This window comes from Shinella sp. NM-101 (assembly GCF_021401195.1).
Classification (GTDB): Bacteria; Pseudomonadota; Alphaproteobacteria; order Rhizobiales; family Rhizobiaceae; genus Shinella.
In genome coordinates this window covers 204,914-218,124 of the sequence record NZ_JACBFT010000001.1, presented here as the reverse complement: position 1 = coordinate 218,124, position 13,211 = coordinate 204,914, and the positions used below count along the sequence as shown (strand labels likewise).

The 13,211-nt window shown below is 66.3% G+C and carries 8 protein-coding genes; 4 read left to right on the top strand and 4 right to left on the bottom strand.

Annotated features, from left to right (window positions below; genetic code table 11):
- Positions 1-12: 12 nt before the first annotated feature.
- Complete coding sequence (locus L0976_RS01065; protein WP_234185652.1) at positions 13-1,983, bottom strand: bifunctional diguanylate cyclase/phosphodiesterase; 1,971 nt, start codon at positions 1,981-1,983, stop codon at positions 13-15.
- Positions 1,984-2,358: 375 nt separating this feature from the next.
- On the opposite strand from L0976_RS01065, the gene dksA reads away from it, so the two are divergent.
- Positions 2,359-2,778 carry an RNA polymerase-binding protein DksA gene (gene dksA, locus L0976_RS01060; RefSeq protein WP_203319747.1) on the top strand — a complete coding sequence of 140 codons (420 nt, stop codon included), beginning with the start codon at positions 2,359-2,361 and terminating at the stop codon, positions 2,776-2,778.
- Between the two features lie 150 nt (positions 2,779-2,928).
- Here the strand turns inward: dksA and L0976_RS01055 are convergent, their stop codons facing one another.
- Positions 2,929-3,873, bottom strand: a complete 945-nt coding sequence (locus L0976_RS01055) for a flagellar biosynthetic protein FliO (RefSeq protein WP_234185651.1) — start codon at positions 3,871-3,873, stop codon at positions 2,929-2,931.
- Positions 3,874-4,166: 293 nt separating this feature from the next.
- Between L0976_RS01055 and cckA the strand changes: the two genes are divergently transcribed.
- Positions 4,167-6,773: a cell cycle histidine kinase CckA gene (cckA, locus tag L0976_RS01050; RefSeq protein WP_234185650.1), complete on the top strand. Its 2,607-nt coding sequence runs from the start codon at positions 4,167-4,169 to the stop codon at positions 6,771-6,773.
- 187 nt (positions 6,774-6,960) lie between these two features.
- Here cckA and L0976_RS01045 read toward each other — a convergent pair whose 3' ends face one another.
- Together L0976_RS01045 and L0976_RS01040 are read right to left on the bottom strand one after the other, a co-directional pair.
- The gene (locus tag L0976_RS01045; protein WP_203319058.1) at positions 6,961-7,887 is read right to left on the bottom strand and encodes a pseudouridine-5'-phosphate glycosidase; all 927 of its coding nucleotides are present in this window, start codon (positions 7,885-7,887) and stop codon (positions 6,961-6,963) included.
- Positions 7,888-7,945: 58 nt separating this feature from the next.
- Positions 7,946-8,893 (bottom strand): carbohydrate kinase family protein, encoded by a 948-nt coding sequence (locus tag L0976_RS01040; RefSeq protein ID WP_234185649.1) that lies wholly within the window; start codon positions 8,891-8,893, stop codon positions 7,946-7,948.
- A gap of 231 nt (positions 8,894-9,124) precedes the next feature.
- Between L0976_RS01040 and recA the strand changes: the two genes are divergently transcribed.
- Both recA and alaS read left to right on the top strand, forming a co-directional pair.
- Positions 9,125-10,213 (top strand): recombinase RecA, encoded by a 1,089-nt coding sequence (gene recA, locus L0976_RS01035; protein WP_203319056.1) that lies wholly within the window; start codon positions 9,125-9,127, stop codon positions 10,211-10,213.
- A 314-nt stretch (positions 10,214-10,527) separates the two neighbouring features.
- A complete protein-coding gene (alaS, locus tag L0976_RS01030; protein ID WP_234185648.1) occupies positions 10,528-13,188 on the top strand; it encodes an alanine--tRNA ligase in 2,661 nt (886 codons plus the stop codon).
- Positions 13,189-13,211: the final 23 nt, after the last annotated feature.

Below are 13,211 nucleotides of genomic sequence, written 5' to 3'. Positions count from 1 at the left end.
TCGCCGGAAAGATCAACCGGTTTTGCGAATGGGGGCGTTCACGATCGTGTCGGCGGCGGCCTGGTAGGCGAGGGTTTCCTCCAACCGCTGGGGCCGGGCAAAGTAGTAGCCCTGCATCATGCGGCAGCCGAGCTTCCTGAGGGCGGCGACCTGTTCGCGCGTCTCCATGCCCTCGACCACGCAGACGCAGCCGACATTGCGCGAGAGGTCGACGATCGTCTTGACGATGCTGCGGCTGAGTTCGTTCGTCGCGATGTCGACGATGAAGCTGCGGTCGATCTTGATCTTGCTGAGCGGCAGCCTGTGCACGTAGCTGAGGCTGGAATGGCCCGTGCCGAAATCGTCCAGCGCGATGCCGACGCCGCGGTCGGCGAAGCGATGCAGGTTCTCCGCAGCGAGCACGAAGTTGCGCATGACGGCGGTTTCCGTCACCTCGATGTCGATGCGCGCGGGGTCGATGCCGCTTTCGGCGATGATCTCCAGCAGCGCATCCACCGTCTTGTTCGAGGTGATATCGCGCGTGGAGAGATTGATGGAGAGGCGGACATGGTCGGGCCATGTCGCGGCCGCGGCCAACGCCTTGCGCATCAGCACTCCGGTGAGGCGGCCGATGATGCCTGCGTGCTCGGCAGCACGGATGAAGACGCCCGGCGGCACGGTGCCGAGGGATGGGCTTTCCCAGCGGGCGAGCGCCTCGTAGGCGGAAATGCCGTCGGTGTCGGCGTCGACCACCGGCTGGAAGACGAGGTGCATCTCGCTCTCGAAGTCTGCGGCGCGCAGCGCCTGCTGGACGCGGCCCTGCTCGTTGATCTCGGCCTCGTGCTCGGCGGAGAAGACGACGGTGGTGCCGCGGAAATTCTGCTTGGCAAGGTAGAGCGCGAAGTCGGCGCGGTCGAACAGGCGGTCGGCAGCGGTGCCGGCCTCGCCGAGGATGGAGATGCCGAGCGAGCCGGAGACGCGGGCCGTCTGGCCGTTGAAGACATAGGGTTCCTGGAGCGCGGCGCAGATTTCCTCGCCGAGCGCGTGCAGACGGTCGGCGGAGGGCACGCCCTCGAAGACGAGGCCGAATTCGTCGCCGCCGAGCCGGGCGGGAAAGACGCCGCGCGCGACGAAGCCCGACAGCCGCTCGCCCACCTCGACGAGCAGCTTGTCGCCGATGCCGTGGCCGAACGTGTCGTTGACCGGCTTGAAGCCGTCGAGGTCGATGAGGCCGAGCGCAAGGCCCTTGCCGCCCGCCTCGGCGCCCGCGATGCGCCTTTCCAGCTCGGCGCGGAACTGGCGGCGGTTCGGCAGGTTCGTCAGGCTGTCGAGATTGGCCAGGCGATGGTTCTCGTCGCTGAGCCGTTGCGTTTCCGCCTGGCGCGCCGTCAGTTCCTTCTGCGACTGGATGAGGGCGCGGAAATCCCGGTAGTAGGTGAGCAGGATGAACACCATGGCGACTGTGACGAGCGCGACGTTGAGCGCCAGCGCCGTGAAGACCGGGTTGCCGGTCGCGGCGAAGAAGACCGTGAAGGGGCCGAGGACGATCGCCGTCAGGGCGAGCGCCGCGGCGCGCAGGTGCATCAGGCAGAAGATGCAGCCGATCACCGTGTTGGCGATGTAGAAGGCGACATGGGACTGCTGGTAGGCGTTGCCATAGGGAAAGAGGCTGAGCGACCAGGCGCAGAAGCCGGCCCCGAGCAGCGCGGTCAGGCGGTAGGTCGAGCTCAGCCGGCCGGCTGCTTCTTCATGGGTGTACTGCCTGTGACGGCTGAACCACCAGTGGACGAGGCGGAACAGGCTGACGGCATAAAGCACCGCCGGGATGTAGAGGGTGAGATAAGCGGGAGCGGCATCGTAATGCGTGACCGTCAGGGCGATCGTGTTCGTCACCAGCATGAAGTAGAGCAGGGGAACCTGCTTCGTGAAGGCGGCAAGCTGTGCCTGCACGAGCTCCGGGTTTCCGGATTCGATCGTGAGAATGGCCTTCACCTGCTTGAACATAAATGCGTGCTCCTTACCTTACGGCAGAAAAGCACGAGTTGCTAAAATAAGTCTGAATCGCGCGGAGCGACAGTTTCGCAAAAGAAAAACGCGTCATGATCCGTCATTAAAGCAAGCGTGGCGTGCCTGAATCGAGGGCAGGCGCGGCAGGTTGGCGGCTCGGGCGGCGGCGCTGCTGCGGCGGCGGAAGGCCTGTTCGAGGGGCGGCGCGCCGGATGTTTTTGCCAGCCCGTTGTAATCTTGATGAAATATTAGACTGGCAGGGTCCAAAATAAAGGCATGCGCGAAAAACCGTGGGTAAGTCCCGTCAGGCTTGAATCGCGTTACCCGTGGGGATATACAGCGCGCCTTGAGATGTTCTTCAGGAGAATCGCGTTGAGTGAGAAGATCGATCTTAGCAATTTCGTCCTCGACGAGGCCGAAGAATTCATGAACGCAAACCAGCGGGCTTACTTTCGGGCAAAGCTGAACGCCTGGAAAAACGACATCCTGCGCGAAGCGCGCGAAACCCTCGATCATCTGGCGGAAGAAAGCGCCAATCACCCGGACCTCGCGGACCGGGCGTCCTCCGAAACCGACCGTGCCATCGAACTGCGCGCTCGCGACCGCCAGCGCAAGCTGATCTCCAAGATCGATGCGGCCTTGCAGCGTCTCGACGAAGGCACCTACGGCTATTGCGAGGAAACCGGCGAACCGATCGGCCTCAAGCGTCTCGACGCCCGTCCGATCGCCACGCTTTCGATCGAGGCGCAGGAGCGCCATGAGCGACGGGAAAAGGTGTATCGCGACGAGTAGGCGTTTCCCGCCGGTCTGAGGAGGCCCTGGGAACGCCGATCGCACCGGACATGGTCCGGTGCGGGCATCCTTCGGGCTGCCGGCACCGGCTGATGACGATTGAAAGCCCCCGGAAACCTCGTTTCCAGGGGCTTTTTTCGTTGTTCGGGTTCAGGCCTTGCGGTTGGCGGCGATCTCGCCGAGCAGGCGGGCCATCTCCGCTTCTGTCTCTTCGCGGCTCTTTCCCGCCCCAAGGCCGATCATGGCGGCGGTCTGGGTGGGATTGGCGGTCGGCTGGGCGCTCGTGCGCGGCGCGGCGGCGTTGCCCGCCATTTCCGCTTCGAGAAGCTTTTCGAATTCGCTCACCAGCGCCGGGTTGTCCGTGGCGCTCGCGGCCGGCCTGACGGCGGTCGCCGCTGGGGCGGGACGCTGCACGTTCTGGGCCGGGACCGGCGCCGCCGTTGCGGGCGGCTGGGAGAGCACACGCTGGCGGTTCTGCTCCAGCATGTCCTCCACGCGGCTTTCCGGCACGCGCTGCGGCATGTTCGCCTGCACCTGCGGAGCAGGCGCCGCGGGTTGCGCATTGGGTCGGGCAGTCTGGGCGCGGGGGGCGGCGTCCTCGTCGCCGGCATAGAGCACCTTGCCCATGGCGGAAACGCCTTCCGGGAGGGCTGCGGGGCGGCGATCGGCCATGGCGGGGACGGCGGGCGTGGCCGGGCGGGCGGGGAGCGGCGCTTCGGCCGCCCGAGCCGGTGCCTCCTGCGGCAGGGGTGCAGGTTCGGTCTTTTCAGCCGGCCGCGCGGCTTCCCGCTCAGTGGTCTCGGCCGCGGCCTTGACGATGCGGCTCTCGATGACGATGTCGGTCGGCCCGCCGATCATGACGAGATGCTCCACGTCGTCGCGGCGCAGCAGCACGAGACGGCGGCGCGTGTCGATCGCGGCCGCATCGAGCACGGCAAGGCGCGGCGTGCGGTTCCGTCCGCCGCGGATGAAGGGCGAGGAGGGGCGGCCCCGGACGATCCAGAGCACCAGCGCGAGGCAGAGAAGGCCGAGCAGCACCACCACGGCGGCGATGACGAACTTTGTGCCGCTCTCTGCTAGGATCTCCTGGAACATGGCGCAGTCACTCCTCGTCGGCAGGTTGCTTTCGTCAGGCCGGCATCATCTGACGGCTTTTCAGGGGTCGTACAAGCGCTTGACGCCGATTGTCCAGCGCCTATTGCACCCCAATGGCCGCCTAACTATGGCGCCGTGCGGAAATTGCGATGGCAGGGCTGCGAATATTCCCTGTGAATTCGCGGCTTTGCTTTCCTCGGGCGGCTTTTTGCGCTTCCCTCGGACAGATAAACATGATTCTGGCATCGGGTCCGGGCAAAGCGCAAGGCCGGGCCGTTGCACACGAGGGACTGATGACGAGGATGAAGCGGCCTGGCGAGGACAATGTGCCGATCGTGGACGGCGGCCCGCGGCCGGCGGTGGCGCTACGCGTGGTGGTGCTCGCGGTCGTGCTGGCCGCCTCCGCCGGCGCCTTCATCGTCTTCAAGAACCAGCTCGACAACGAACTGGTCCTCGGCGTTCTCGGCGTGCTCGCCATGGCGGGCATCTTCTTCGTCGTTTCCGCGCTGATCGGCTTCATCGAGATCATGCCGCAGGCCGCCGCCTCCGACGACCTCGCCCGCTCCTTCCTCGATTCGCATCCCGACGGCACCGTCGTCACGGACCGCAAGGGCCGCATCGTCTACGCCAATGCCGCCTATGGCGCGCTGACCGGCGCAAGGGGCGATGCGGAGGTGCAGACGCTGGAGACGCTGCTGTCGCGCAACCGCGACGCCACCGAAGCCGTCTACCGCCTGACCAACGGCCTGCACGAGGGCAAGGAGGGCGCGGAGGAGTTCCGGGTCCAGAAGGCCCTCGACCCGACGTCGCCGAGCGGCTCGGGCGCCCATTGGTATCGGCTGAAGGCGCGCGTGCTGCCAAACAGGAGCAATGCCAGGCAGCCGCTCTATATCTGGCAGATTTCCGACATCACCTCCGAGCGCGACGACCAGGAGCGCTTCTTCAAGGAATTGCAGAACGCCATCGACTATCTCGACCACGCGCCCGCCGGCTTCTTCTCGGCCGGCCGCAAGGGCGAGATCGTCTATCTCAACGCCACGCTCGCCGAATGGCTCGGCATCGACCTCACGAAATTCCATCCTGGCTCGCTTTCCATTGCCGATGTGGTGGCGGGCGAGGGGCTTGCGCTCATCCAGTCCGTGCAGGCCGAGCCGGGCCTCAAGCGCACCGAGACGCTCGACCTCGACCTGCGCAAGACCAACGGCCAGAGCCTGCCCGTGCGCATCGTGCACCGCGTCTCCTCCATGCGCGACGGCGCGCCGGGCGAGAGCCGCACCATCGTGCTGGCGCGCGAGGAGGGGAGCGAGAGCGACCAGTCCGCCTCCATCGCCTCCATGCGCTTCACGCGCTTCTTCAACAACACGCCGATGGCGATTGCCTCGGTCGACGGCAACGGGCGCATCCTGCGCACCAATGCGCCGTTCCTGAAGCTCTTTTCGGGCGTCGTCTCGCGCGACGACATCGACCGCGGCGCCAAGCTCGAAACCATCGTGCACGAGACGGACCGGCTGCGCCTGCAATCGGCGCTCGATGCGGCCAAGGACCGGCAGGGCGACATTCCGCCGCTCGATTCGCTGCATCCGGGCGACGACGGCCGGCATTTCCGCTTCTATGTGAACGCCGTCATCGACCAGAGCGACGAGGCGCCGGAGGAGGCGGCCATCGTCTATGCCGTCGAGATCACCGAGCAGAAGGCGCTCGAGACGCAGATGGCGCAGACGCAGAAGATGAACGCGGTCGGCACGCTCGCCGGCGGCATCGCGCACGACTTCAACAACGTTTTGACGGCGATCCTGCTGTCCTCCGACCACCTGCTGCTGTCCGCGCGCCCGTCCGATGCGAGCTTTGCCGATCTCATGGAGATCAAGCGCAACGCCAACCGCGCGGCCGTGCTGGTGCGCCAGCTCCTCGCGTTCTCGCGCAAGCAGACGATGCGCCCGACCGTGCTGAACCTCACCGACGTCATCGGCGACCTGCGCATGCTCGTCGACCGCATGACGGGCACCAATGTGAAGATCCACGTCGAATACGGTCGCGATCTCTGGCCGGTGAAGACCGACCTCGGCCAGTTCGAGCAGGTGCTGATCAACCTTGCCGTCAATGCCCGCGACGCCATGCCGGATGGCGGCACGATCACCTTCCGCACGCGCAACGTGGACGCGGAGGAGGCCGCGGCGCGGAACCTGCGCGACCTGCCGCCCGGCGACTATGTGGAGGTCGAGGTTGCCGACCAGGGCACCGGCATTCCGCCCGAGATCATCGACAAGATCTTCGAGCCCTTCTTCACGACCAAGGAAGTCGGCAAGGGCACCGGCCTCGGCCTTTCCATGGTCTACGGCATCGTCAAGCAGTCCGGCGGCTACATCTATCTCGATTCCGAGGTCGGCAAGGGCACGACCTTCCGCATCCTGATGCCGCGCCATACGGAAGAGGCCGTGCCTGCCGATACCGCCGTCGCCTCGCAGCCCGGCGCCCCGCAGTCCGCCGCCGTCGTCCAGGTGGTGGAAAAGGAACCGCGCGACCTTACCGGCGGCTCGGCCGTCGTGCTGCTCGTCGAAGACGAGGAGGCGGTGCGGCGCGGCGGCAAGCGCATGCTGGAAACCCGCGGCTACACGGTCCACGAGGCCGGCTCCGGCGTCGAGGCGCTCGATATCATGGAGGAGCTGAACGGCGCGGTCGACATCGTCGTCTCCGACGTCGTGATGCCCGAAATGGACGGTCCGTCTCTGCTGCGCGAACTGAGGAAGACCTATCCGGACATGAAGTTCATCTTCGTCTCCGGCTATGCCGAGGACGCCTTCGCCCGCAACCTGCCCGCCGACGCCAAGTTCGGCTTCCTGCCGAAGCCGTTCTCGCTGAAGCAGCTTGCCGAAGCGGTGCGGGAAATGCTGGATGCTTAAAAGTAAAGGCGTTCGCGGGAAGAAGCAGCCCCCATCGCTCGCCCACTGCCGTCATCCTCGGCCTTGAGCCGAGGATCTGCCAACGCAGTGAAAATTTGAGATGGTGCAGATGTTCGGCACAAGTCCGAGCATAAAGAAGAAGAAGGGCGACCGGGCGGCCGGAGTAACCCGGCCGCGGGCACCATCGTCAATCCGCCAGTGCCACGGCGATTTCCGCCGCGAGGCGCGCATTGTTCTCCACCAGCGCGATGTTCGTCTTCAGGCTGCGGCCGTCCGTCAGGCGGAAGAGATTGTCGAGCAGGTAGGGCGTCACGGCCTTGCCGGCGATTTCGTCGCGATCGGCATTGTCCAGCGCGCGGGCGATGTAGATTTCCATCTCCTCGCGCGCGATCTCGTCGGCTTCCGGCACGGGATTGGCGACCAGCATGCCGCCGTCGACGCCGAGCTGGTCGCGTACCGCCTGGAAGTTGGCGATCGCCGCGGGGCTGTTCAGCGTCAGCGGGCTCTTGAGGCCCGAATCGCGCGACCAGAAGGCCGGGAAGATCGGGCTGTCGTAGGTCACGACGGGTACGCCGCGGGTTTCCAGCACTTCCAGCGTCTTGGGAATGTCGAGGATCGCCTTGGCGCCGGCGCACACGACGATGACGCCGGTGCGCGACAGCTCGTCGAGGTCGGCGGAAATGTCGAAGGTCTCCTCGGCCTTGCGGTGCACGCCGCCGATGCCGCCGGTCGCGAAGACCCTGATGCCGGCGCGGGCCGCGCCGATCATCGTGGCGGCGACGGTGGTGGCGCCGGTGCGGCGTTCGGCAATGGCGAAGGCAAGGTCGGCGCGCGAGAGCTTCATGGCGCCCTCGGTCCTGGCTAGCGCTTCGAGCTGCGCATCCTCCAGGCCGATGTGCAGCACGCCGTCGATGACCGCGATGGTCGCGGGCACCGCGCCTTCCTCGCGGATGATGCGCTCGACGCTGCGCGCCATGTCGAGATTGCCGGGATAGGGCATGCCGTGCGTGATGATGGTCGATTCGAGGGCGACGATCGCCGCGCCGCGGGCCTTGGCGGCGGCGACTTCGTCCGAATATTGCATCGGCAGGAGGGGGGAGACGGCTCTGGTCATGCTGTGTCCTTGCGGAGTCTTGGGCAAAACTGGGGGCGAAATTCCAAGCAAAAAAGTCTCATGACAGGATTTCGGCCTCCGGCACAAGCGAAAGTGCGTCGGCAAGGGCCGCCTGCGACATTTCTTCGGCGGCCGCCAGCGGTGAGCGCACGGTGATCGCCGCCGCCGCCACGCCATGGCGCAGCGCCTCGCCGATCGTCGCGCCGCCGGCCCAGGCACTGAGGAAGCCGGAGGCAAGCGAATCTCCCGCACCGGTGACGTCGCCGAGCGCCGGCACCGCCGGCGGCGTCACCAGTGCCGCGCCCCTGGCGTCGAAGGCGACCGCGCCCCTGCCGCCGCGCGTCACCACGCCGGCGGAAAGGCCTGCGGCGCGCAGTGCCGCGGGCCAGTCGGCCGGATTTTCCGGCGCCGTCCCCGCCAGCGTGCGCGCTTCCGCCTCGTTCATGAAGAGGAAGGCGAGGGCGGAAAGGCTTTCGCGGAACCGCTCGACTTTCGCGGGCGAGATGGCGATGCCGGCGATCGGCACCTGCGCCGCCTTCGCCGCCGCGGCCATGGCGGCCAGCGTCTCGGCCGGCAGGTTCGCATCGGCAAGGACGAGGCCGGCCGCCGCCATCGCCTCGCGCATCGCGCGCTGCTGCAGGCGGCGCGGCGAGAACAGCCGGTAGAGCTCCATGTCGGCCAGCGCGATGACGAGATTGCCGTCCCGCTCGATGATGGCCGTGTAGCTCGGCGTCGCGCGGTCGAGGAAGACGAAGGGCGTGTCCTCGATGCCGGCGGCGGCCGCCGCCGCCGCGACGATCTCGCCGTCGGCATCGCCGCCGCGCGGCGAGACGAGCCGCACCCTGTGGCCGAGCCGCGAGAGGTTCCGCGCCGCATTGAACGCGCCGCCGCCCGCCTCCACGAACCAGGCGCCCGGATTGCTCGCGCCCGGCGTCGTCTCGCCGGCGATGCGCCCGCGCCTGTCCACATGGGCGCCGCCCATCACCAGTATCGTCCTGCCCGTCATCGTCTTCCTTCGCATCCTTGCCGATTCGGCTTGCCCGCCGCTTTCCGCAGCAGCGTCATCCCGCTTCCGTTACGGCGCCAAACCGCCTGAAACGAAAATAGAACACGCATTCGATTCTCAAAAATATTCAAATGGATGAATGCGCCTTGCAAGAGGAGAACAAAATGTGTACATAGCTTTCATCGGCGGCTTCGTTGCCTGTCTTGCTTCAATAACCTAAAGGTGGACCAAATGGCACAGAACACTTTGCGGCTCGTAGAGGATAAAACAGTGGATAAAAGCAAGGCACTCGAAGCGGCTCTCTCCCAGATCGAGCGCTCGTTCGGCAAGGGCTCCATCATGAAGCTCGGCGGCAAGGACAGCATCATCGAGATCGAGACGGTCTCGACGGGATCGCTCAGCCTCGACGTCGCGCTCGGCATCGGCGGCCTGCCGAAGGGCCGCATCGTCGAGATCTACGGCCCGGAAAGCTCGGGCAAGACCACGCTGGCGCTGCAGACGATCGCCGAATCCCAGAAGAAGGGTGGCATCTGCGCCTTCGTCGACGCCGAGCACGCGCTCGACCCGATCTATGCCCGCAAGCTCGGCGTCGATCTCGAGAACCTCCTGATCTCGCAGCCCGACACTGGCGAGCAGGCGCTTGAAATCACCGACACGCTGGTGCGTTCCGGCGCGGTCGACGTGCTCGTCGTCGATTCGGTCGCCGCGCTCACGCCGCGCGCCGAAATCGAGGGCGAGATGGGCGAAAGCCTGCCCGGCCTCCAGGCCCGCCTGATGAGCCAGGCACTGCGCAAGCTCACAGCCTCGATCTCCAAGTCCAACACGATGGTGATCTTCATCAACCAGATCCGCATGAAGATCGGCGTCGTCTACGGGTCGCCGGAAGTGACGACCGGCGGCAATGCGCTGAAGTTCTACGCGTCCGTCCGCCTCGACATCCGCCGTATCGGCGCGGTCAAGGAGCGTGACGAGGTGATCGGCAACCAGACCCGTGTCAAGGTCGTCAAGAACAAGATGGCCCCGCCCTTCAAGCAGGTCGAGTTCGACATCATGTACGGCGAGGGCGTCTCCAAGACGGGCGAACTCATCGACCTCGGCGTCAAGGCCGGCATCGTCGAGAAGTCGGGCGCCTGGTTCTCCTACAACAGCCAGCGCCTCGGCCAGGGCCGCGAGAACGCCAAGACGTTCCTGCGCGACAATCCGGATCTCGCCCGCGAGATCGAGACGTCGCTGCGCCAGAATGCCGGCCTCATCGCCGACCGGTTCCTGGAAAACGGCGGCCCGGACCCGAACGACGCCGACGACGCGGCGGGAATGTAGTTCCCGCGCAACGCCCGCAGGAATATCGAAAGACCGGCCGCTTCTTCTTGAAAGGCCGGTTTTTTGGTGTCTGGACAGCGACTGAGGCGGGCGATAAAAGCCATCAGTTCTCGCAGGCGCCCGAGGTTTCCGGCCTTTCCCGTGAAAAGGCGGCCAGCGCGTGCGGTTTCGACGGAATTCGCGGATGGATGGGCCTTTCGGGGCCGTCCGGGCGGGCACTCCGGCCGGCGCGGCGATCTTTCATCGCCGCGGGACAATTGGGTGGGTGATGCACCGGCTTCCGGGGCAGACAGTGCAGAGATGAAGGACGCGATATGAGCGGCGTGAATGAGATCCGGTCGACTTTCCTCGACTATTTCCGCAGAGAAGGCCACGAGGTCGTATCCTCCAGCCCGCTCGTGCCGCGCAACGACCCGACCCTGATGTTCACGAATGCCGGCATGGTGCAGTTCAAGAACGTCTTCACCGGATTGGAATCGCGCCCCTATTCCCGGGCCGTCACCGCGCAGAAATGCGTGCGCGCCGGCGGCAAGCACAACGACCTCGACAATGTGGGCTATACCGCGCGCCACCACACCTTCTTCGAGATGCTCGGCAACTTCTCCTTCGGCGACTACTTCAAGGAGCGCGCCATCGAGCTTGCCTGGAACCTGATCACCAAGGAATTCGGCATCGACAGGAACCGGCTTCTCGTCACCGTCTACCATACCGACGACCAGGCCTTCGACCTCTGGAAGAAGATCGCCGGCTTTTCCGACGACCGCATCATCCGCATCCCCACCAGCGACAATTTCTGGGCGATGGGCGATACCGGCCCCTGCGGCCCCTGTTCGGAAATCTTCTACGACCATGGCGATCATATATGGGGCGGCCCGCCCGGCTCGCCGGAAGAGGACGGCGACCGCTTCATCGAGATCTGGAACCTCGTCTTCATGCAGTTCGAGCAGATCACGAAGGAAGAGCGCGTCGACCTGCCGCGCCCGTCGATCGATACCGGCATGGGGCTGGAGCGCATCGCGGCCCTGCTCCAGGGCAAGCACGACAACTATGACATCGACCTCTTCCGCGCGCTGATCGACGCCTCCGTCGAGGCGACCGGCGTTCCGGCCGAGGGCGAGGCGCGCGCCAGCCACCGCGTCATCGCCGACCACCTGCGCTCGTCCGCCTTCCTGATCGCCGACGGCGTGCTGCCGGCCAAGGACGGCCGGGGCTACGTGCTTCGCCGCATCATGCGCCGCGCCATGCGCCACGCGCAGCTTCTCGGCGCGAAGGAGCCGCTGATGTGGAAGCTGCTTCCGACGCTGGTCGGCGAGATGGGCCGCGCCTATCCGGAGCTCCAGCGCGCCGAAGCGCTGATCTCCGAGACGCTGAAGCTGGAGGAGACGCGCTTCCGCACCACGCTGGAGCGTGGCCTCAGCCTCCTTTCCGACGCGACGTCGACGTTGCACAAGGGCGATACGCTGGACGGCGAGACCGCTTTCAAGCTCTACGACACCTACGGCTTCCCGCTCGACCTGACGCAGGACGCGTTGCGCGGCCGCGGCATCGGCGTCGACCTTTCGGGCTTCACGGATGCGATGGACCGCCAGAAGGCGGAAGCGCGCGCCCATTGGGCCGGCTCCGGCGAGGCGGCGACCGAGACCGTATGGTTCGAGCTGCGCGAAAGGCTCGGCGCGACGGAATTCCTCGGCTATGACACCGAGACCGCGGAGGGCGTCGTCGAGGCGATCGTCCGCGAAGGCAAGACCGTCGACAGTGCCATGGCCGGCGACACCGTCCAGCTCGTGTTCAACCAGACCCCGTTCTACGGCGAATCCGGCGGCCAGATGGGCGATACCGGCACCATCGCCACCGACAATGCGCGCCTCACCGTCACCGACACCCAGAAGAAGGGCGACGGCGTCTTCGTTCACACCGCGACCGTCGCCGAAGGCACGATCAAGGTCGGCGATGCCGTGGCGCTCACGGTCGATCATGCCCGCCGTTCGCGCCTGCGCGCCAACCATTCGGCGACGCACCTGCTGCATGAGGCGCTGCGCGAGGTGCTCGGCACCCATGTCGCCCAGAAGGGCTCGCTGGTCGCGCCCGAGCGCCTGCGCTTCGACGTCTCGCATCCCAAGCCCATGACGGCGGAGGAACTGCGCGTCATCGAGGACATGGCAAACGAGATCATCGTGCAGAATTCCCCGGTCACGACGCGCCTGATGACGGTGGACGACGCGATCGCCGAGGGCGCCATGGCGCTCTTCGGCGAGAAGTACGGCGATGAGGTCCGTGTCGTTTCCATGGGCACCGGCGTTCACGGCGCCAAGGCCAACCGGCCCTATTCGGTCGAGCTTTGCGGCGGCACGCATGTCTCCTCCACGGGCGAGATCGGCCTGGTGCGCATCCTTTCCGACAGCGCCGTCGGCTCTGGCGTTCGCCGTCTCGAAGCGTTGACGGGTGAAGCGGCCCGCGCCTATCTTGCCGAGCAGGACGAGCGCGTGAAGGCGCTTGCCAATGCGCTCAAGGCCCAGCCGGGCGAAGTTCTCGCCCGCGTCGAGGCGCTTGTCGACGAGCGCCGCAAGCTGGAGCGCGAGCTGACCGAAGCCAAGAAGAAGCTGGCGCTTTCCGGCGGCACGGCCGGGGGCGACGACAGCGTGCGCGACGTTTCCGGCGTCAAGTATCTCGGCAAGGTGGTCACCGGCGTCGAGCCGAAGGACCTCAAGAGCCTTGCGGACGAGGGCAAGAAGAGCCTCGGCTCCGGCGTCGTCACCTTCGTCGGCGTCTCGCCCGATGGCAAGGCCAGTGCCGTGGTCGCCGTGACCGCGGATCTGACCGGCCGCTTCAGCGCCGTCGATCTCGTGCGCCGCGCATCCGAAGCGCTCGGCGGCAAGGGCGGCGGCGGGCGTCCCGACATGGCACAGGCCGGCGGCCCCGACGGTGCCCGGGCGGCGGACGCCATCGAGGCGGTGGCAGCGGCACTTGCCGGTTGACCAGCCTTTTTCGTCAGGCTTGA